General features: G+C 38.4%; 7 protein-coding genes. 5 read left to right on the top strand and 2 right to left on the bottom strand.

Features of this window, described 5'->3' with window-relative positions; translation table 11 throughout:
- Nucleotides 1–73: 73 nt before the first annotated feature.
- Together IV494_RS08550 and IV494_RS08545 are read right to left on the bottom strand one after the other, a co-directional pair.
- The gene (locus tag IV494_RS08550) at nucleotides 74–2,629 is read right to left on the bottom strand and encodes a M4 family metallopeptidase (protein WP_196079742.1); all 2,556 of its coding nucleotides are present in this window, start codon (nucleotides 2,627–2,629) and stop codon (nucleotides 74–76) included.
- Between the two features lie 379 nt (nucleotides 2,630–3,008).
- Nucleotides 3,009–3,992 carry a lipoate--protein ligase gene (locus IV494_RS08545; protein WP_196079741.1) on the bottom strand — a complete coding sequence of 328 codons (984 nt, stop codon included), beginning with the start codon at nucleotides 3,990–3,992 and terminating at the stop codon, nucleotides 3,009–3,011.
- 503 nt (nucleotides 3,993–4,495) lie between these two features.
- Between IV494_RS08545 and IV494_RS08540 the strand changes: the two genes are divergently transcribed.
- The 5 genes from IV494_RS08540 to IV494_RS08520 all read left to right on the top strand — a co-directional run bounded on the left by IV494_RS08540 (nucleotide 4,496) and on the right by IV494_RS08520 (nucleotide 23,405).
- Nucleotides 4,496–11,641, top strand: coding sequence for a T9SS type A sorting domain-containing protein (locus tag IV494_RS08540; protein WP_196079740.1), 7,146 nt, complete (start codon nucleotides 4,496–4,498; stop codon nucleotides 11,639–11,641).
- 676 nt (nucleotides 11,642–12,317) lie between these two features.
- Nucleotides 12,318–16,316 carry a T9SS type A sorting domain-containing protein gene (locus tag IV494_RS08535; RefSeq protein ID WP_196079739.1) on the top strand — a complete coding sequence of 1,333 codons (3,999 nt, stop codon included), beginning with the start codon at nucleotides 12,318–12,320 and terminating at the stop codon, nucleotides 16,314–16,316.
- Nucleotides 16,317–16,882: 566 nt separating this feature from the next.
- The gene (locus IV494_RS08530; RefSeq protein WP_230380031.1) at nucleotides 16,883–18,349 is read left to right on the top strand and encodes a hypothetical protein; all 1,467 of its coding nucleotides are present in this window, start codon (nucleotides 16,883–16,885) and stop codon (nucleotides 18,347–18,349) included.
- A gap of 41 nt (nucleotides 18,350–18,390) precedes the next feature.
- Complete coding sequence (locus IV494_RS08525; protein ID WP_196079738.1) at nucleotides 18,391–19,992, top strand: T9SS type A sorting domain-containing protein; 1,602 nt, start codon at nucleotides 18,391–18,393, stop codon at nucleotides 19,990–19,992.
- A gap of 161 nt (nucleotides 19,993–20,153) precedes the next feature.
- A complete protein-coding gene (locus IV494_RS08520; RefSeq protein WP_196079737.1) occupies nucleotides 20,154–23,405 on the top strand; it encodes a choice-of-anchor D domain-containing protein in 3,252 nt (1,083 codons plus the stop codon).
- The last annotated feature ends 192 nt before the right edge of the window (nucleotides 23,406–23,597 follow it).

Here is a 23,597-nt window from a genome sequence, read left to right as displayed (position 1 = left end):
AAAATCCGGAAGAGGTAAATCTTCCGGATTGTTATTAATAATTTCATGTTACGTCTAAAACGACATTCAGTTATTATTTTTTGATCACTTTTACACTCGTACTTTCTGTATCAGAATTTACTTTGATAATGTAAGTTCCTTTTGCAAAAGCACTGATATCGATCGTTGAACTCTTAGCTGTTTTATCCAGGTTGAAACTTTTAATTAATTGACCGGTTGCAGCATAGATCTGTGCATTGTTCAATTTTAACTGTTTGTTATTCTGGATCGTCAGTATCCCTGAAGTCGGATTAGGGAATACCTGCACTGCATTGTTCATGGATAGATTTTCAACAGCCAATAATGGGTTATCACAGTTGTAAACGTAGATCTCGTCTAAATACCAACCATCGATCCCGTTGCAGCCATCGGTTCCTACTTCAAATCTGAACTTGATGTTCGATGCTGAAACCACGCCAATTTTTGACAGATCGATAACACTTTGTCCCCAACTTCCGCCAAGTGAACCGCCATCAGTACCGGTAAATGCAGCTTGTCCTTTCAGTGGGTTGTCGCTTTGTGTCGTACCATCTAAAGTGCTGTTGTAAGCATTTTGAGTGAAAGCAGTTTTTGGAAGCAAAGTCCAGGCACCACCATTCAGGCTGTACTTAATGTTTCCACCGTCCCATTTCGCTTCAGTAGCCACATAGTGATTAAATGCCATCTGGTAAATTCCCGTCGTAAAAGTTGGGAAGGTGATCAGTGGACTTTCTAAACGTAAAATACCATTTTGCATACTGGTCGTACAGTTTCCATTAACCGGATCTGCGCCGAAGATGGCTTTCCCGGTTCGGCCTTTTGGTAAATTCGATTTAATGATCCAATCTCTATTTTCCCAGGAGGAAGGATTTGTTGGAATGTTGTTAACCGTCCAGTTACCTAATCCATTTTCCCAGTTTTCACTGAACAAAGCACCTGAAATGGCAGTTGCGCAAAGATCCGGAGTTGCTTTTAAGATTGGAACATAGTTACACTGCGTATTAGGAGAAGTTCTTAACTGTACAGCAAGGATGGCATTCTTCAAATTTTGAATGTCGCTTGCTGCCCAGGATTGTCCACTTAATCCCGCAGGAATAAGCGTTGTTGAAATTCCCTGCAAATTAATGCCAATCAGGTCATTTGCTGAAGCTTCTAAAGCATCTGCGAAAACAGCGAAATCACTGGTTGGTGTTAAATAGTTTTTTTGAGCTCTCCACCACAAGTGTGCAGCTTTCACAAAACCAATTCCATTAATGGTATATCCGTTAAAAGTTCCACCATCTACCAGTAAAGCATATAAGTGATTCGTTACGCCAGAATTCCGGTGTACACCGCCAGAATCTCCTGTACCACAATAGTAAGAAGTATCTATAACACTTGCAGGATTGCTGTTACACTTAGGATTCCACATATCGCGAATTGGAGCACCAAACGCGGTTGCTTTTTCTCCCATTTTCCAGCGAATACTTTCTGAACAGTTGGTTGTTGTACGAACCGCTAAATTTTCACCATCGTCGAAATATCCGTTTAAAAGGTCAATTGTTTCACCCCAAACATCAGAATAAGATTCATTTAAAGCACCAGACTGGTACTGGTAAATCAGACCACTTGTATATTCGGTGTAGGCGTGTCCCCATTCGTGTGCTACTACATCATCTGCGGCAACTCCGGTACAGTAATTGGCTGTAGAACCGTTCCAGTTTGCATTAGGGCAGGAAATACCAGGATCATTGTTCACCGTCACCATACTGCGGTCTGCACCGTTGTAGGAAACATAATTAAAGGCATTTTTAAAGAAATTATAAACGTGTTCAGCGGTTACCACTTCACTCTGCTGCCATTGATCTAAAGCTCCCGGGAAGACGTCGCCTTCCTTCCATTTTAGGTTAGTAGCATTGGTATTGGTTTCATATAATTTTCTATCGATCGGATGAATTCCCGTAAACTGTTCTACCAGTTCGCCGGTCTGTGCATCGATGAATAAAAATTCTCTGACATCGCTTTTGTTGGTTACTTCAACCTCATACGCCAGATACGAAACCACTTGTCCGCCCTGTACCATGTTTTTTGGGAATATCAAGAGATTATTCTTTGCAATTTCCAAAGGGTTTTTGGAAGTCGTAATGTTTTGATCCTTAACTAAATTTGCAGCAATTGCGCCTGCTTCTGCGGGAGAAATAGAGGCAACTGTACTTACTTTAATATTAGAGATCGTATTTCCGTTCAGTGATGATAATTGTCCTTTTCCATTAAAATGAAATTTCAAAATACCGTCGTACACTGGGATACCGTTATAACTTTGTCTGTAAATAACATTCTGCAGACCATAATTGTCTGTTGTTTCTTCTACGAAAACCATTTCTTTATCAGATTTCAAGTTGAAAGCTTTAAAGTTAGCTGCTAAGAATTCGCTCACTTTTCCTGTTGGGTTCGCTGCTTTTAAGTGAAGCCCTTCTGTATTTTCGAACCTCATAAAGTTCGGATTTGCAGTGCTGTTACTTATGGTAACCATAGCATTACTTTGCTGTTTTAGCTTTGTCAATTCCTTCGATTCTTGTGCAAAAACGCAAGCATAAGATAAGGCTAAAACAAAAATTAGTGTTCTTTTCATAAATATTTTTGATTTGTAGCAAATATAATGCATTGTTAGAGATCAGCTTTATGAAATAGAAAAAAGATTCCGAAAATTTAAAAGAAACTTTTAAAGCATTGTGGCTAAGCTATTTTAAGAAAGAATTTTGTTAGAAAAAAGTCAGGAGTTTGGATGTAAATTAGAGATTTTAATAATTTATCCACTTTAAATAATAACCGAAAGTGCACTAATTTTTGAATAATAGTATAAAAGTATTCTATAAAGTCTCCAAAAAAGACATTCGGAAATGGAGTAGTTCATAATTCTAAATGGATCATGCTTCATTCGACAAAACCCGAGAATTAGGAATACGTAATTTCCCTGGGTCTTTTAACTTTTATCCTGGCTCTTACAATCCTTATTTAAACCCCTCCAAAACTTCTTCCAACGTCACTGTTCCAAAAAATTGAGTTAGATCGATCTTTGTCAATAATTGATAAAGTTCTTTTGTATCATGTTTTTTTCCGAGGAGCATTTCTTCCAGATCTTCGATTGGCATGGAGGCGAAAAAGTCTCCAAATATCTTGGCTTTTTCTATGATACCCTGGACAACATCGAGATGGACTTCTATAAATCCTGCCGGAATTTTAATGGCTTTCTTAAAGTTGTAGTTGGGCGAAAATCCGAAATTCCAGTCCCAGGTTTCGTATTTCTCCTGTTGTAGTTTTTCAATGCCCAAAATATCTTCGGCACTGAATTCATACTTTTCTGCGGTGGGATTGTTTTTGATGATCTGGGCGGTCAATAAATCCTTCAGCTTTTCAGTGGTCGTGTCTTTTGGCAGGTATTCGATGAGGTTGGTTACTCTGCCGCGGTTTGATTTCGTCGCTTTATCAATGAATTTGAGTGGATTCACTTTTAATGCTTCATCTAAAACTTCCATTTCGGAATCGAGCAGAATGGTGCCGTGCTGGATCATTTTTCCATGTCGCGCGAGTTTCGCATTGCCACTGAACTTTTTACCGTCTACAAGCAGATCATTTCGCCCTTTTAATTCGGCAGGAACGCCTAATTCATTGAGCATTTCCAACACCGGTTTAGTAAAAAAAGAGAAATCGCCGAAATCATTTTGGCCTAAAAGGGTGTGGAAAGAAAAATTAAGATTCCCCAAATCGTGGTAAACGGTTCCGCCACCAGACATTCTGCGCACGACCTTAATTCCTTTCTCTTTCACGTAATCGAGGTTAATTTCCGCCAAAGTATTCTGGAATTTCCCTACGATAATGGAGGGAGCATTCACGTAAAGCAGAAATATATCTTCGGAAGGAAATCTTTTCAATAAATATTCTTCAGAAGCAATGTTGAAATAGGCGTTATGAGAGGGGGAGGTGATGAGGAGCATGGTTTTTTTACAAAAATAGGGAAAAATTTGTGGGGCGGGATGTGGGGTGTGGGGTGTGGGGTGCGAGGTGTGGGGTACGGGGTGCGGAATGATGGGGGTATTTGGTTAGAAGGGTTGCTTCGTCGTGCCTCCTCGCGATGACGGGGGTGCGAGTTTCGAGTTTCGAGATGCGGGTTGCGGGGAGTTGGGAGATGGAAGCGGGATGGGAGACGGGGGTTTTTGGTTGGAGGGGTTGCTTAGTCGTGCCTCCTCGCAATGACGGGGGTGCGAGTTTCGAGATGCGGGGAGATGGAAGCGGGTGGGACATGAGGGTTTTTGTTTAAAGGGGTTGCTTCGTCGTGCCTCCTCGCAATGACGGGGGTGCGGGTTGAGAGGTGCGGGTTACGAGGTTGAAGAGATTGGTATGAAAGTAAAAATTTATTTGTAATTTTTTCTGCAATGTTACGTATGCTTAATCTATTGAAACCGAATTTGTTGTAGCTTTACAGTCACAAATTTAAATGATGAAAAAACCTTTACGCTCTCGTATGCTTTTTGGTGCGCGATGTTCTGCCCAAAATTCTTTCTCAAACCCCTTTCAAAAATATATTTTCTTGTTGGTTTTTATGCTGAGCTCGGTGGGAGTTTGGGCGCAGATTACAGAAGGTTTTGAAAGTGGACTTAGTACTGTCGGTTACTCTGCAAGTCAAACCCTTTCAAGTGGAACATGGACTTCAAATGGTAATTCACTATTACGTTCAACAACAAACTACGCAGGTAGTTATAGTTGCCAAGTAAAAAGTGGTACTGCTAATTATGTTTCAACTCCTAGTTTAAATACTTGTGGTACGGTAACTTTTTGGTTTAGCGGTGGTACGCCAACTGTTAAAAAGACAATTAGCGGTACAACAACTGCATTGACTGCAACATCAGGTGCAACATCAGGGACTTTTACACAATATACTGTAACCGTTAACGATGCAAGTTCTGCAATTGTAATTTCTATCTATAATAGTGCTGCAACTTCATTTTTAGATGATTTTGCTTCGACTGCCCATTCAGCTGGTATCACTTCCACAACATCAGGTAATTGGTCATCAACTTCAACTTGGGTTGGGGGTGTCGTTCCAACTTCGGCAGACAATGCTATTATTGCAACTGGTCATGTTGTTACAATGGATAGCGGAACCTATTCAACAAGAAATTCTGGTACTACTACTACTGTAAATGCTGGTGGAACTTTGGCAACAGATGTAACTTATACCAATAATGGTGCAACCACAATTAACGGTTCTTTTCAATTGAATTCTAGTAGTTGGGCGACTGGTGCAAACAATTTGGTATATGGCTCGAACGGTACTTTGATATTTAATACGGCTTATGGAGCAAATAGTGGAACTTATTGGCCAACTTCTGGTGGTCCGGTAAATGTTACGGTAAATTCTAGCAGTCCTTTAGATTTAGGTTTTGCAAGAACCGTTACCGGTTTATTTCAAACTTTTTCAGACATAAAAAACCCAGGAAATATAACCATCGGAACGACAGGAACCAATAGTACTTTGCAATTAGATGCAGGGTATTCATTTTCCGGTACTGGAAGTCCGGTTTATGGTGATGCCTCCTTGTTAAAGTATAATTCTGGTGGAACTCCGCCACGTAGTGTAGAATGGACTACAGCAACTTCGGGAGCAGGATATCCGGCAAATGTGCAAGTTTCAAACTCCACTACTTTAGATATGGGTTCTTCTGTTGCACAATGTTTTGCAAGTGTTACAGTAGATGCAGCTTCCCGCATGAATTCAACCACTGGAAAATTAGCCGTTTTAGGAAATGTAACCAATAATGGAACCTTATTTTTAGGAGACGATATCATTGTAGGAGGTAACTGGATAGTTGGTTCTGCTGGAAGTCAATTAAATAATAACAAAGCGGTATTCTTTACTGGATCTTCTGGAAATCAAATAATAACAAAAACTGGTGGTGGTGATGTTTTCTTCGACTATCTAGTAGTAAATAAATCAGCTGGTAATGTGCAATTAAGTTCTTTGCCAGCAACAAAAATTGTTATTAATACTGCGACGAGTGGTGCGAATATTGTGCAAATTGTAAACACAGGTAGTTTAGATTTAAATGGTCAATCATTAATTCTTAATAATACTTTTGGAAATATACTGGTAAATGGGGGTATTAGAAATATTATTTCTAGCAGTGCAAATGCATATCTGATCATTAATGGAGGAAAAGCAGTAATAGGTTCAGGAACGTTAGTTCTTGGACCAAACGTGACCACTTTTTTAAATAGTAGTTTAGATTTTGGGTCAAACAAAACAACTATTAATGGTATTCTTCAAATAAATTCAGGTGGATCTGCGAGCAGTGCGCCGATTTATTCCAATGCATCATTATTAAAATACAATGCGACCGGGACGTATGGAAGAGGACTGGAATGGAGTACCACTTCTGCCGCAGGTTTTCCGTACAATGTTCAAGTGTCTAATAATACAGTTTTAGATTATCCGAATACAGCGGGTGGTGCTTTTTCTACTAATTTAGGTCTTGCCAATAATTTAACTATTGAAAGTGGATCCTCACTTTATATGGATTATGGAGGCGGTGGCAATAAATCTGGGAAGCTGTTTGTGGGTAAAGATTTATCACTCGCAGGTAATTTATCACTTGGAAATGCAGTGGGTGGAGATTTATCAATAGCAGGAAATATTACACGTACTGGAGGAACTTTTAACGGAAACAGAAGAGCTATTTATTTTACAAAAACGGGTACGCAAACTGTGTCCTCTACTACGGCATTAGATTTACCTTATGTTGTTTTTCAGCCCTCTTCTGGTAATACAACGGTTCAGTTAGTAAATGATATCACAGTTTCTGCACCATCAGGAGGAAACGCTATTTCGTTTAGTGGTGCAAGTGATATTTTTGATTTAAATAGCAAAACTCTTACTATCGGTACTACTGGAGTTGCAAACGCAATCAGTGGTGTAGGTACTTTTAAAGGAACTACAACTTCTAACCTCACTTTATTAGGAATTGGAAGTATTGGAAATCTTAATTTTACCACAGGTTCTACTATTTTAGGAAATTTAACTCTAAATAAACAAGGTGGCCAAATTGGTGCAGTCTTGGGAACAGATTTAAGCGTGAATGGCATTTTAGATTTAACCAATGGTATTTTGGACACCGGTAGTAAACAACTCCTAATCACTCTTGCAGGTTCTATTACGAACGCCTCTTTTTCTAATTACATTATTGCGGATAGAACTGGGGGTGGTTCTTTAAGGAAAAATGTTAACGCAACAGGTTTATATACCTTCCCAATTGGCGATGCTGTAGCTTCTCAAGATGGATCACAATATTCACCCGCCACCGTAAATATTACCGGCGCAACAATAAACGCAGGTGCTTTTTTAGCTCTAAATGTAGAAGACAACAAAGAACCAAATAATGATGCAGATGTTAACTTTATTTCGCGCTACTGGAATTTGAACGGAGATAAAATTACTAACGCAACCTACAATTTTACTGGAACTTATCTTGATGCCGATATTAATGGAACTGAAGGGAATAGTATTTCCGGCAGATATGCAAATAGCACCTGGACAACTGGAAGTCCACTTGCTTCTAATACGGTTTCTCTAACAGGTTTGACAACGGCATTAGGTGTAATTAGTACCACTGCGGACTCGAATCATTTTACAGGTGGAAATCCTTTTAAGAAAGCAGAAATTAATATTAAACAAGGAACAACTACCTATTTAACAGGAGATACCTACAATTTTGCCAATACCGTTGCTGGGAACTATACCGATGTTACTTTTACCATAGAAAATTTAGGTCTTCAAAATCTAACAATGACAGCAGCAACTCTAACAGGAACTGGTTATAGTTTATTTTCTAATTATTCCTCACCAGTTACAGGCGGCTCTTCGACTACATTTGTAATTAGATTTATGGGAACTGCTTTAGGAACTGCAATACCAGGAAGTATCAGTATTCCAAATAATGATACCAGTGGAAGTGAAGATCCGTACGTTATTAATTTTACCGTAAATACCATTGCAAGTTCTGCAACGGATATTGTTACCGTAGTTTCGGAACCGGCTACAATTTCTTCAACTGTAAATAATGCTACAATTTCTACGGTTACTGATGGAATTCAAGCATGGCAATTTACAATTCGCGATGGTGGAGCTTCAGCCCCCGATGCAGATAATTTACCTTCGATACTCACCGCTTTAAATATTGGTCAAGGAACCGGAAATCAAGTTTCTACTTGGTCTGATGCGATACAGTCAGTTGCACTGTTTGATGGAAGCACTAAAATTGCAGACGGTATCGTAACAGGTACTCAAATACAGTTTTCAACTTTGAGCTTTTCAGTAGCTGATAATACTTCAAAAACTTTATCCGTACGTTTATCTTTAAAATGTCCGCTTGCAGGATCCGTAGCCGATGGAAATGATTTTGTATTCACTATTCAAAATGCAAATGCCACATTTTCTGCAGCTGGTTCTAGTAAATCCGCTTTTTCTGCTGCCTATTCTGTAAATGGCAAAAATGTAATTGATGTTGTTGCAACCAAATTATTGTTTACCTCGCAACCAACAACTACAGCTCTAAATGATGGCATGAGTGATGTAGTAGTTTCTACAACAGATGCTTGCGGTAATTTAGACAAAGATTTTTCCGGCTTGGTTTCTATAACCAGTTCGGGAACAATGACGGGTTCTCCAGTTTCTGTAAGTGCATCAGGAGGAAAAGCAACTTTCTCTGGCTTAATTCATTCTGCTATTGGAACGGGACTTCAATTGACTGCAACTTCCGGCGCATTTTCTTCATTAAGTGCTGCTTTTGATATTGTAACGCCAACCGTGTTAGAAGCAGGTGATTTGGCAATATTGGCTGTAAATGTAAATATAGATGTGCCTGGTAATGATGAAATCGCTTTTGTGGCATTTAAAGACATTAACCCCGGAACCAAAATATTTTTAACAGATAATGGCTACGAAAGAGAATTCGCTAATCAGTGGGGAGGAACAGAAGGAGTATTAACCATCACAAGAAAAAATTCTGTTTTGCCAAAAGGATCTATAATGGTAATCAGAACAAATCAAGCTGCAGGAAATGTCACGTTACCAATACAATTTGATGTGTACACCTGTGGTGTTTTAGATAATAGTTGGAGTAAGACCGCATTGAGTGGTGGTTCTATTGGCGGTTTTAATTTGAATCCGGATGATGATATTTGGATTATGCAGGGAGGTAATTGGATAAACAATACCAATCATCACTCTACCTACACTGGGAATGTGCTCTACGGCTGGACTGAAAGTGGTTGGCAGACTTCCCCAGGTGGAGCTTCTGAGAGTACAAAATGGTCAACACTTTACCCTAATTCTAAATGTTTTTCGACAGTTGCTCCGACGGGAAATGGTTTGGTTAAATTTAATTTAGGAACTTATACTTCAATTACAACCAATGGTCAGTTAGATTGGATTTCTTTAATTGATAATCCTTCGAACTGGACCACGTATGCAAATACTGCCGCCTATAATGCAGGTGGTTATGATTATTTTGGAAACACCACTTGTACGCCGATTACGGTAGCAAACAATACTATTTTTAATGGTAAATGGAAAGGGTTAAAAAATGTCAACTGGTTCGATTGTTCTAACTGGGACGCTTTAAAAGTTCCAAATGAAAATATTAATGTAACCATTGATCCTTTGGCACCTAATAATATTGTTATTAGCGCCGTTGCCGCAGATTCGGATTTGTATGGAGATATTGCAAAAGCAAAAAATCTGACCATACCGTCTGGTAAAAAAGTTAGTATCTTGAGCACAGGAGACCGGTTAGATATATTTGGTAATTTAACGATAGCTTCGGGAGGAACACTAGATATGACAGGCACTGGCAGTATTGTAAATATTACAGGTGATTGGGATCGGAGTACCACAGGAACTTATACACCTGGAGGGACGGTAAGTTTCAATGGAAATGCACCGCAAATCATTAATCAAAACATTCATACCAATGTAGAAACTTTTGGTAATTTTGTTCTGAATAATAGTTTTGATACCAACGTTTCAAATAATTTTATCACAACAGGAGATCTAAATTTGGCTGCTGCGAAAAGTCTACGAATCGCACCAAACGACTTTGTTCAAGTTCAAAATAATATTACTAACAGCGGTTCAATTCTCATCGAAAGCGATGGTAATCTCCTTCAAAAAAATGATGCAGGAACTTACACTGGAAATGATCTTACGGCAAAAAGGGATTTAATCCTTTCCAGTACCAGACAACAATACAATTATCTGATCTCACCCGTATTAAATCAAAATCTAGCCGGAATTTACAAAGACGGAAGTGGAAGTGCAGTTACTGTTCCTGTTATTTTTTATCACAGTGAAGCCAATAACAGATTCTATAACTCTACAGGCGCTTATATAAAAGGCAGAGGTTTAGCCCTAAAAGAACCTTTAGCAGGTACGGCGCCAAATGGTTTTGGGTCAGGAACAGGCATCATGAATGCTGCTTTTGTAGGAAAACCGACAAATGGTTCGTTCATGTATGGCATTGTAAACAGCAATATCGCCGATACGAACCGGGGTTATAATTTAATCGGAAACCCTTATCCTTCTAATATTGATTTGAATATTTTATATAGTCTGAATGGCGGTGCGGGAGGAGATATGGGATCGACGGTTTATTTCTGGGATAATAAAGCAAATACGCAAACAACGCAACAAGGAAATGGTTATGGAGGCCAAGCTTACGCCATAATCAATTTACCAGCATCTACTGGTATTAAGGCAACGGGTGATACCGGAGCAGGAGGTTTGAAAATACCAACCAATTTTGTAAAAACCGGGCAAGGTTTTATGGTGAAATCAAAAGTTTACGCTACGAATCTTACCTTTAATAACAGCATCCGAACTGCAGACAATGGAGCAACCAAATTTTTTGGGAAAAATGCAGGAACCACTTCGGAGCCAATTGACCGTTTCTGGTTAAATATGATCACTCCGTCGAATATCGCCTCCAATATTGCCATCGTCTATTTTGCGGAAGGTAATAATGCGTTCACTGAAGATGACAGCAGGTCTTTGGGGGGATCAGATGCGCTGTACAGCATAATTCAGGAAGAAAAAATAGCCATCAATGGCCGAAGTAATTTTGTTGATTCTGATATTATTCCCTTAGGAAGTCAACATTTTGTGACGGGCAATTATAAGATCGAACTCGCAGAAAAAGAAGGAGTTTTCAACAATGGGCAACATATTTACCTGAAAGATCTGCAAACGGGTATCATCACAGATCTGAGTGCAGGAAGCTACACCTTTGCGGCAAACGCAGGCGAAAGTACGGGCAGGTTTGAAATTATTTATAAACCAGAAACGGTTCTTGCCACCGAAACTTCTGCCTTGAAAGAGATTCTGGTTTACCGCGATTCCGACCGAATGGTTATCAAATCGCCGAAAACAATTCTGGAAGTTCAACTGTTTGATGCCACAGGTAGATTACTGCATTTTCTAAAACCCAACGCTAAAGAAGCGATCCAGGATATTACGGCTCTGGCTTCGGGAGTGTACCTCTTTAAAATTAAAACTGCAGACGGTGGCCTGTTTACCCGAAAATTTATCCGCTAGTTTGTAGTGCTTTCCATTTAAAAAATCCTCTTCGGAGGATTTTTTCTTTTTAACGTTAAAATTGAAAATTTTTTTTAAAGGTTGATTTGCTGATCCCTCTGTTTTTATAAAAAATCTCACCCTTAGAAGGAGGTAAATATTTCAGTCGGTACTACTGTATTACGCTTTAATTTATCATTTTTTTGATTGGCATCAATCTAATTATTTCTCTTTTTCGTAAATAATTTTGGATTCATCAATAGCAATTAGGTTAAACACATTTTTTTAGCATGTTATTCTGAAGGAGTGGATTTCAACATTCAGTTTTGAGTCCTGCAGATGTGAACAAAATTCAGAAGTACTTATTAAAAATTCTTCAGGTGCAATTTAATTTACTCCAGAGATCAGGTAAAAAATGCTCTGGAAGCAGGTTTTGTTTAAATATCATTTTTTAGGAAATCAATATTATTATGAAAGAATTTGCCAGTAGCGCTTTAAATCAATGGTTACGAATGGTCTCCAAATGATACAATAAAATGAATCATTTTTTGTGCTTCACTCATAACTCATATCGAAAAGTTCTATAAGATTTATCCCCCAAATGGAATTAATTTTGACGGCCGATAAAAATAAATCATCCGGTGCATACGCGGTGTATCAATAAAAATAAAATATGAAAAAAAACTACTTTTTCAAAATGAAGACTAGCAAAATTTATTCGTCGTTGACGGGTCGTGCATTAATCTTACTGGTACTTCTTCTTTTTACTGGTAAAGCTTTTTCGCAATGTGCTTACACCGGAACGCCATTAACACAAGCAGGCACAGACCTTACTTTTTGTGTTGATACTAATTCCATTAAAAGTGCATCTATGAATGCCGGACAATATGTAGTGCTCAATGTAATAAAAGGGTTTCGATATACTTTTACAGTTGGGAATGTTTTTGTTAATGATAATGAAAATCTGACGCTTCTTAATGCCGCAGATAATTCAAATTTGGGTGCCACAGGTTTTAATTCTGGTGGTACTGGCGCAACAATTAATTTATGGCAGGCCACTTTTTCAGGAAAGATAAAAGTGTTATTGTCAAGAGGTAATTGTGTTAATGATGGTACAACAGGTGGTTCCATAACTATTTCGTTAATGTCCCTCGGAAACACGCAAGATGATCAAAATGCGTTCGGTACGGATCAGTGGATCGGTCACGTCTACAACTGGACCGGTGGAACTCCTCCAGGTGGATCTGCTTCGCCTTCTGCTCCAGCGGCGACAATACCTTTCGATGCAGCCAATTACGTGGGATATTATAATGTGCCTACAGAAAGTTTTACGGAGACTTTTGGGGGAGATGCAGTCTGCTTTCCAGTGCTTTCCGCCGGCGTAAACAGTGTAAATATTCTTACCCAGACCTTTGCTGTACGTTATAAGATGAGGTCTACAAAAAAAGGATGTTATTTTCTAAGTGTAGCGGGTGATGATGGAGTCCGTGTTTATGTGGATAACGTACTGGTTTTTAATGGATGGAAAGAGCAGGCTGTTGCTACCTATTGTAATAATTTAATTTATTTAAAAGGAGATAGCGATATTATTCTGGACTACTATGAAAATGGTGGACAAAATGTAGTGTCCTTTAACCTGACACCTTTTAATCCTGCGTCTAATACGATTGCTGGTTCGTTAACACGAACCGTCTGTTCCGGAGTTTCACCGGGTCTTCTGGATGCGAGTTCTTTTACATGTACAGGAAATAATGGCATTTCATACCAATGGCAAATTTCAACAGATAATGTAAATTTTACCGATATTGCCGGCGCAACTGCTGAAGATTACACGCCTCCGCCGGTAACTGCAACCACCACTAACAATATTCGCTATTTTAAAAGAATACTGAAAACGACGGTTTCCAATGCCTCTGCCTGTCAATTAGATACCAATGTCATTACGGTGATCACAGCATCCAGTACCGCACTTACGGTCAGTCCTGTTTCCGGAAATGCTGCGCAATGTCCTGCACTTACCGGACAAATTTACAGCATTCCGGGTGGCACGAATGCTTTAAATTTTGCCTGGACTGTTCCTACAGGTTGGAATATTACCAGCGGACAGGGAACTAATTCAATCTCCGTTACAACAGGAACTTCCGGACAAAACGGAAATATTTCGGTTACCGCTTCCAATGGTTGCGCTCCCAATGCCGTGAGTACTTTAGCAGTGAAGGTAAGCGCCACTAATACCGCCGGTGTTGCCTCTTCGACTCCTACCATTTGCATCAATACGCCAATTACGAATATTACGCATACCACCACTGGCGCGACCGGCATTACAAGTAATGGAATTAGTGGAGCTAATGGATTGCCTGCAGGTATTTCTGCCTCATTCGCAACCAACACCATCACCATCAGCGGAACTCCAACGGTCTCCGGAACATTTGATTACAGCATTTCCCTGACTGGCGGTTGTGGAGCGGTCGAAGCCAAAGGACGGATCACCGTTACTGCAAATAATACTGCCGCCGCGGCTTCTTATAATCCAATAATCTGTAAAGGAACAGCGCTAAGTCCAAATATTACGATCGCGACGACGGGTGCTACAGGAATTGGTACTCCAACAGGTTTACCATTGGGAGTAACAGCTTCCTGGGCTTCGAATACGATCACTTTAACCGGAGCTCCACAGGAATCAGGATCATTTGATTACAGCATTCCTTTAACAGGAGGTTGTGGTTCGGTGAACGCGAAAGGTAGTATCACTGTTAATGAAATAATACCCGCTTCTGTAACGATAACGGTTTCGCCCACGAATATCATTTGTGCAGGAGCCAAAACACCGCTCACTTTCACCGCATCCCCGGTTAACGGCGGAACAGCTCCAGCTTATCAATGGAATGTTAACGGTAGTCCGGTGGGGACCAATAATTCTCAGTTTACGAGTACTACTTTAAATCCTAATGATGTGGTAAACGTAATCCTTACCTCTAATGCGAGTCCGTGTCTGGCGGCTTCACCTGCAACCTCCAATTCGATCACTATTATTACTCAAACTACCATTTACACTGGATTCTGGACCATCGCGCCGGCTCCAAATTTATCAGCAGAGATCCGAGCACCTTACACGACGACCCTTAACGGAAATCTGGATGTATGTTCATTATTAGTGACGAATAACGCAACAGTTGCCATCAATTCCGGAGATTATTTTAAGATCCAGAATCAGGTAAAAGTAGATGCAGGAAGTATTTTAAAAATTGAATCAGAGGCTAATCTTATTCAGGTCAATGACCTGTCGGTTAATTCCGGTTCTATCATTTCAGAAAGGGAATTTAAAATCGGCGCCGCACGGGTACAGTATAATTACGTCGGTTCACCGGTAGCTTTTGAGGCGGGACAAAATTACCGAACTATTTTTCCGGCTTCAACGACTACGGTACTTTACCATAATCAGGCAAATAATACCTTTGCAACTTCATCTGGTGCCAATATTCCGGGAAGAGGTTCGGCAGTAAAAGAACCACCGGTGACCACTGTTTTAGTCGGAGGAAAAACCACTGCTCAATTTAAAGGAGTACCGCAAAATGGGTATATCTTATTCGGTATTGTGAACAGCGATATTAATACAAAAACTTTAGGGTATAATCTAGTTGGTAATCCATATTCTTCCAACATCGATTTACGAAAGCTCTATGACATTAATGGGGGAAAAACAGATGCTGCACAGATCACGTCTTTAAATATCAGTCCCACCTTTTATTTATGGGACAATAATACCAATGCCCTATTTCAGCAGCAGTCGAATAGTTATAATGGGCAGTCGTATGCGCTGTTTAATGTGCTCACGGGGTCCAACGGTACAGGGACAGCAGCCGGCTCCCTAAATGGAGGCGCGACCACAGGTACTAAAATCCCTACAAAAATTGTAAAGGTGGGGCAGGGTTTTATGACACGATCTTTACTGAGTACCTACAATTTTAAATTTAATAACAGCATCCGAACCAGCGAAACTTCCAGTGTGGATTTTTTAGGAAAAGGAAATTCCGCTACTCCGGATGACCGCTACTGGCTGAAGATGACTGCGCCTTCAGGTATCGCCTCAATGATCGCTGTTGTTTATTATACGGGAGGAAATAATCTATTCGGCGCAGAAGATTCCCGCTCTATGGGTAATTCTGATGGAATTTACAGTATCGTTGAAAATGAAAAGACCGCCATCAACGGCAGAAGTGCTTTTAATACAAGCGATACCATTCCTTTAGGTTCCCAGCATTTTGTGGATGGCAATTATACCATTGGCATTGAGGCGGTAGAAGGAATCTTCGAAAACGGTCAAAATATCTACTTGAAAGATCTGCAAACTGGGATCATCACGAATTTGAGCGAAGGCAACTATACTTTTGCGGCAAACGCAGGTGAAAGTACGGGTCGATTTGAAATTATTTATAGACCTGAAATTTTTTTAGCAACCAACGACACTACGAAAAATCAAATTATTGTTTATCGTGATGGCACTGATGTGATCATCAGATCACCAAAAATTATTTCAAATGTAAATATTTACGATCTGTCTGGAAAACTGATGATGGATATGATGCCTAATAATGAACTAACAAAAATAGACATTTCAATGGTGCCCAACGGCATTTATATTTTGAGAATTAAAAATAAAGATGGTGAGATCGTAAACCGAAAATTTATTCGGTAAATTCATTTGACGTTTCAGATTTAAAAATCCTCTTCGGGGGATTTTTTCTAGTTTAAGGACCTTTTTCATGTCGACGACATTTCCCATCGGTCCATTCATTTATGAAGCAGAAAATTATTTTTAAAAATAGTGGTGCCCTTATAAAAAGAACATAAAAATATTAATGAGCATTTCGCTAATGACATTAGCTCTAGTTTTGTCTTAAAATAAGAAAAGATAATTTTCCTTTCCGCGTAGCATATAAGAACTATGTAAAACGTAATCATTTAGCATTATGATTGTTACGAATTTTATGACGATTACAGGTAAATTTAACCGAAAGATTGCTAATTCTTTGATATTGTACGCTTTGCATAGCTTTAAAAAGCTTTATTAATGGCGGTTTTAATTTTTATTTAAATTATTATCATGTTATGTACGCCATAAAATTAAATTGCCTAGATTTGCAGAATAGATTACATAATCGCATTATGTAAATAAATTCCCTAAAAATAATTAATCAATTTTGTGGCGAAATCAAAATTTCATGCAGATTAGCCCATCCAATACTTACTAAAATTACGCTTATGAATTCATTTAAACTCTTTTTTTTAGCGCTGTTTTGCAGTTCTTTTTATAATGCGCAAGTGGGCGTAAACATTCCCGCAAATACTGCAGTGAATTCGTCTGCTGCCTTTGAGATCCAGTCCGGGAGCAGCGCAAAAGGATTATTGACTCCGAGAATGACGACGGTAGAGCGAACTGGCATTACAACACCGGCAAATGGGTTGCTAGTTTTTGATACGAATTTAAAATCTTTTTATTACTACGATGGTACAACTTCAACCTGGGTAAGGATCAACAGTGATGTTAATGGAAGAACAAATTTCAAAAGAATTAAATCTACAGATGTCCTATCTACGGTTTTAGCGGCAGAACTTGTAGCTGGAGGAAATGTCAAATATAAGTTGAATACTAATACCCTGTATGAAATTAATGGAACAGTAACTTTTGATAAATCTATAGATTTGAATAATGCCTATTTACAAGGTATAGATTCGGGAGATGATATCTTAATTTCGGGTGGAAATGTTTTTGACGGAGCTACTGGCGGAACAATTAAAGGTTTAACTATTCGTTCGGTTGGTGGAAAGGTTTTTAATATTTCTGGTCCTAATACTAACACAGAGAATTTAATTTTCAGAGATTGCATCGTGGCAAACTCTGCAAGCGTTGGTTCAGTTAATAATATGGGTTTAGTATTTTTGAGTATTGTACAATTTTCTGGCAATACAACAGGAATTACTTATAGTAATATTAACCAGCTTCTGCTGAGTAATTTGGGTTGGTTTGGAAATAATACAGGAACATTTGAAACATTAACAGGGACATTTGGTTTAGTTGAAAAACAAGGAGGCTTTAGTGCTGTAAACGGAACAGCAGTTGGATTTGATGTGTCTTCCAATCCAACTATTACTGGAGATGCCGTATTAGAATCAGTCGTTTTTACGGGTGCAAATGCTGTAGGATATATTAAATCTTACACTACAGGTACTTACAATGGGTATAATTTTAATAATAAGTGGAATATTCGTAGTGCAGGTATTCCTGTAGAAACAGACGCTGTGGCTGTTGGCGGTGTTAATTTAGATTCCCCTTACGGGACAGGAGTTACGACTACTCTTACTTCAACTGCTGTTAAAATCGCAGGTGCAACTGTTCCAAATGATTTTTTTAGAGCTTCAATTGGAGGTGCAGACAATCGCTTAAAATATCTGGGAAGTAAGAAAAGATTTTTTACAGTAAATGCTGTAACTTCATTCAGAGGTACTGCAGCATCAAATACAATTTATGTTTTCTATATCGCTTTAAATGGGGCGGCTGTTCAAAAATCCAAAACTTATATTTTTACTAACAATGCTACTGATGTGGTTGCAGTTCCTGTGCAAACAATTTTAGAATTATCTCCGGATGATTATGTCGAAGTTTTTGTCCAAAGGTATAGCGGCACTAGCGATATGCTTACTGTATCTTTAAGTTTATTTATGAGATAAAATCTGAAGCTTATAATTATTTAAACTTCATAAAAATTAAAATGAAAAAACATATACTATATATTTCGACGCTTTTTTTTTCGGTAATAGTTTGTGCACAAGACGGCACTCTCAAAATTGAAGGAACAGGCTCCATTAAAGTTTTTACTACGGCTTCTCTTACAGTGAAGGATAAAATTACCAACCTAGGAGATGGTACCAATTTTATCGTCCAATCAGATGCGAATCTGATCCAGATCAATAATATAAATACCAATGTTGGTAATATTAAATCGGAACGGGACTTTAAAATAAGTGAAGAACGAAAACAATATAATTATTTAGGATCACCAGTTGCATTTGCCTCCGGAGAAAGCTATAAAACAATTTTTCCAGGTTCTACAAATACGCAAGTCCTCTACCATAATCAAACTACAAATACCTTTGTAACTTCCTCTGGTGCCAATATTCCGGGAAGAGGATCAGCAGTAAAAGAACCGCCAACAACTACTGTATTAGTAGATAAGAAAACAACTGCAAAATTTTTAGGTGTTCCCCAAAGCGGGAACATCAGTATTGGAATTGCGAACCGAGACACTAATATTTCAACCTATGGTTATAATTTAGTTGGTAATCCCTACGCATCAAATATTGACTTAATAAAATTGTATGCTCTTAATGGAGGTGACCCTCAAAGGAACATTAGTGCAACTTTTTATTTATGGGATAACAATGTTAATGATATTTATGTACAGCAGGGAAGTGGTTATATGGGCCAAGCTTATGCAATTTACAATGTGCTTACAGGAAATAGTGGGACAGGAACTGCTGCTGCAGGGACTTCAGGTGGTATTTCAGGAACAAAGAAACCAACCAACATTATTAAAGTAGGTCAAGGTTTTATGACAAGATCTTTAAAAACTACTTACGATTTTAGGTTTGACAACACGATCCGAACCAATGAAAACGCAGGTGTGGATTTTCTTGGAAAGAGTGGTTCAATGGTGGAGGACGACCGGTATTGGTTGAAAATGACCGCCCCTTCTGGTATTACGTCGACGATTGCTATCGTTCATTATCCTGGTGGAAATGACCTTTTTGGTCCGGAGGATTCCAGATCATTGGGTGGCTCAGATGCGCTTTACACTATTGTAGAAGACGAAAAGCTTGCGATTGATGGAAGAAGCAATATGAAAATCACTGACATTATTCCTTTAGGATGCCAACATTTTGTAGGAGACGAGTATATTATCGGAATTGACACTGCAGAAGGCATTTTTGCGAATGGTCAAAATATATATTTAAAAGACAAACAAACAGGTATCGTTACGAATTTGAGTGAGCAAAATTACCGCTTTTCTGCTAATGCAGGAGAAAGTGCCGGAAGGTTCGTGATTATTTATCAGCCCGAAACAATTCTGTCGACTACAGCTTTAAATAAAGACGAGTTCATCGTTTATAAGAATGGCTCCAATTTCATCTTAAAATCTGAAAGTAAAAAAATCGACGAAGTTGAAGTGTTCGACGTCGTGGGGAAATTACTAAAAGTACTGCAGCCTAACAGTAAACAGGCTACATTAGATGTAACCACCTTAATAAATGGAGTTTATATTTTGAAAGTGACCATTGGTGGGAAAATAATGACAAAAAAAGTTATTAAATAAATAAATTTTTATCGACGATTTTTAAAAAGCCAGACAAGAGTCTGGCTTTTTCTTTTCCTAAATTATTAATTCCTGTTAATAATATTTTATGAAAGGGTGTTTTCACCCTCTATTAATTTACACGCTTATCGTAATTTTATATCCACACAAATACACTTACGATGAAAATTATTTACTTCAATTTCTTTGCAGAATTTTGTAGAAAATTCCTTTTTATGGGATTGCTTATTTCCACGATTTCTCAAGCTCAAACTACATTGGCCACTTATGATTTTACTGATAATTTAAATCCGAATGCAGGAGCCATTGGAGCTCCTTCGCTAAAATACTACAATTCATCAGGAATTCAAACGGCTCCTTCTTACACGAATGGAACAAATGGGAGTAGAGTATTAAATACAAGTGATGAAGGGTCTTACGTGGAACTTACTATTGATACTTCAGGATATAATGGAATTAATGTCTCATGGTATGGAGAGGTTAATTATGGATTTTTAAATCAAGGAGATTGGGATTTATACGCAAACACAGGTTCTGGCTATGGAACATCATTGCTAACGATGGATCTTTTTAATTTTATTATCTTCTTTTCAGATGCAAGAACAGAGAATTTTACTTTAGATAATTCTGCAGACAATAATTCTACTGTAAAAATCAAAATTAAATGTGATAATATCAATTCTAATATCAGACTTGATAAATTGGTGATTACAAGTCGGAGTCCAAAAATTAATGTCTTTGGTTATAATACCACCAATGTTTTAACTCAGATTCCGGTAAATTCACCAGCAGCTACTATCTATGGTACTGATTTCGGCATGGTGATCACTTCCTCTATAAGTACTACCGGATATTCCGATCGCGTTTTCAGAATACAGAACAATGGAGCTGCAGTTCTAAATATTTCCGCTATTAATTTTACGGGGCTTAATGCTGCAGATTTTTCAATCGTTGGAGCCTTACCAACCACTGTGAGTAGTCTAGGAGGTACTAAAGATTTTACAGTACGATTTAATCCATCTTCTGATGGTAAAAGTTCGGCTTTACTCAACATTTTTTCAAATGCAGATCCTTCCCCGTATAGTTATTATTTAGAGGGAAGAGGAGCAAGTTGCAAATCAGAAGATCTTCCTTTCAAGAATAATACAATGGAATCGGGAATCCAGAGTTTATCTTCAATTGCAGATGGGACAAGCACGTTCAATAAAGTTTCAGGCTACAGTAGAAATAGTACTGCTTCCAACTCAAACAATTTAGGCGGAGGTGGTACAAGACTCTATGGACCTGGTACCGATACTACCAATTATAATTTATTTACAAGTAGCAATTCTTCCTGGTACATTAGAGGAGAAACTTCTACTGTTAATTTTGGACCAGTTGATGTAACCAATGAAAAAGGGGTGTCTATAAGCTTTAATGTGGCTGCATTTTCTTCAACGAGTGGTGCTATTTTTGATAACAATGATGTGGTTAAACTAGAGGTTCTAGATCCAATAACTAATTCTTGGTCATCTGAAGTTGAAATTAGAGGAAATAATTTAGTGACACCCAGAAACTCACGTTTCTCATTTACCTCAGGGTCATATTTAGAAGGAACGTACGATGGTAACAATTTACCTATTGGAGGAGTAGGAAAAATTTCGGCTGTAAAACTTAAACTTCTCAGTAGTAGTAATTTTACTAATTTGGCTTTTAGAATTACTGCGACGAGTAACAACAATACAAGACTATGGCTCATCGATGATGTAACTGTTTCTACAGCCAACGCAATTTTTAAAACTTATACTGGAACAGGATCGACTGGTTGGAAGAATTCAGCGAATAATGATACTTCAATACCTATAATTGAAGAAAAAGCTATCATTAATGCTGATTTTACGGGTAATTTAACCGCTTGCGAATGTGAAGTTCTTCCATCCAAGGCAGTGGTAATTAATCCAGGTAATGTAGTGCGATTAGAAAATAAACTCAATAACAATGGTTCATTTATGATTGAAAGTGATGGTAATTTGATACAAAATGATAATACTGCAATAAATTCAGGAAATATCACCTCAAAAAGGGATATCAAAATCGGCGCGTTGCGAAATCAATATAACTACTTGGGTACACCTGTCGCATTTCAAGCTGGAGAATCTTATAAGACTATTTATCCAGGTACCACTTTTGTTTTGTATCATAATGAAACCAATAATATGTTTTATAATTCTTCCGGTGTCAATATTCCGGGTAGAGGTTTGGCTGTTAAAGAGCCAACGGGAACTGGTGCCAATACGGTAACCGCTTTGTTTAAAGGAGTACCACAAAATGGAAATATAGGCATTGGTATTACAAACAAAGATACCAGTGTAAATATTTTTGGTTTTAATTTAGTCGGAAATCCTTATGCCTCCAATATTGATCTTTTAAAATTATATGAAGTTAATGGAGGTAAAACAGGCAGTTCACCAACTACATCGCCCAATATCAGTTCTACCTTTTATTTCTGGGATAATAACGGAAATACGCAAACAGCTCAGCAGGGAAGTGGTTATTTGGGACAATCTTATGCCCTTTTTAACGTACTTAGCGGCATCAATGGAACAGGAACTAAGGCCACCTCTGGAAGTAAAACGCCCACTAATATCGTAAAAGTAGGACAGGGTTTAATGACAAGATCTTTAATTGCCAACTATAATTTTAATTTTAATAACAGCATTCGAACAAATGGTACTTCTGCTACTGATTTTCTTGGTAAGAGCGGTTCAGCTGTTCAAGATGATCGATACTGGCTGAAAATGACCGCGCCATCCGGCATCACCTCAACAATTGCTGTAGTGCATTATCCAGCAGGAAATAATTTATTTGGACCAGAAGACTCGCGTTCTATGGGCGGGTCAGATGTTATTTACAGCATGGCCGAAGAGGAAAAAGTAGCCATTAATGGAAGAAGCAGTTTGCAAAATACTGACATTATTCCATTAGGAACTCAACATTTTGTGGATGGTCAATATACTATTGCTATTGATACCGCAGAAGGCATCTTCGCCAACGGACAAAATATTTATCTCAAAGACAAGCAGACCGGTATAATTACAAATTTAAGTCTGGGCATTTATACCTTCGCCGCTCTTGCAGGCGAAAGTACCGGCCGATTTGAAATTATTTATAAACCTGAGACGATTCTTGCAACTAATGCTGCAGTAAAAGAAACACTTATTGTTTATAAAGACGGAGCTGAAATCGTGGTGCGAAATGCTGCAGAAAACATAAGCAATGTGGAGGTTTTTGACACCAGTGGCCGACTGATCCTTGAACTCAAGGGTTCTCAAAAAGAATGGCGTTTTCCTGCACAGCGCTTGCTTAACGGTATTTTCCTCGTCAAGGCCACATTAAAAACGAGAACAGTTTTGACCCGTAAAATTAGAAATTAGAATAAAAAACTTCATTTCATCAAAGCGTCTTTTTTAAAGGCGCTTTTTTTTGGTACTAACGGTACTAAGAAATTTTGGGTGTATCTGAAAGTATTAGGTCAATAAGATTTTCTGGGAAATGTTTTAACCACTGAATTTTAACGAATTCAGATCGGTTTAAAACCGATCATTTATTGATCACATTGAAGTTTC

The sequence above is a fragment of the Kaistella gelatinilytica genome, assembly GCF_015679325.1.
GTDB classification, from domain to species: Bacteria; Bacteroidota; Bacteroidia; order Flavobacteriales; family Weeksellaceae; genus Kaistella; species Kaistella gelatinilytica.
The sequence above is the reverse complement of the archived record's forward strand: the minus strand, read 5'-3'. Positions and strand labels throughout refer to the sequence as shown.

Excerpts from the sequence above, each read along its gene's own strand:
- IV494_RS08525 (WP_196079738.1), top strand. The coding sequence starts at position 18,391 with ATGAAAAAACATATACTATATATTTCGACGCTTTTTTTTTCGGTAATA.
- IV494_RS08535 (WP_196079739.1), top strand. The coding sequence starts at position 12,318 with ATGAAGACTAGCAAAATTTATTCGTCGTTGACGGGTCGTGCATTAATC.
- IV494_RS08520 (WP_196079737.1), top strand. The coding sequence starts at position 20,154 with ATGAAAATTATTTACTTCAATTTCTTTGCAGAATTTTGTAGAAAATTC.
- IV494_RS08540 (WP_196079740.1), top strand. The coding sequence starts at position 4,496 with ATGAAAAAACCTTTACGCTCTCGTATGCTTTTTGGTGCGCGATGTTCT.
- IV494_RS08530 (WP_230380031.1), top strand. The coding sequence starts at position 16,883 with ATGAATTCATTTAAACTCTTTTTTTTAGCGCTGTTTTGCAGTTCTTTT.
- IV494_RS08550 (WP_196079742.1), bottom strand. The coding sequence starts at position 2,629 with ATGAAAAGAACACTAATTTTTGTTTTAGCCTTATCTTATGCTTGCGTT.
- IV494_RS08545 (WP_196079741.1), bottom strand. The coding sequence starts at position 3,992 with ATGCTCCTCATCACCTCCCCCTCTCATAACGCCTATTTCAACATTGCT.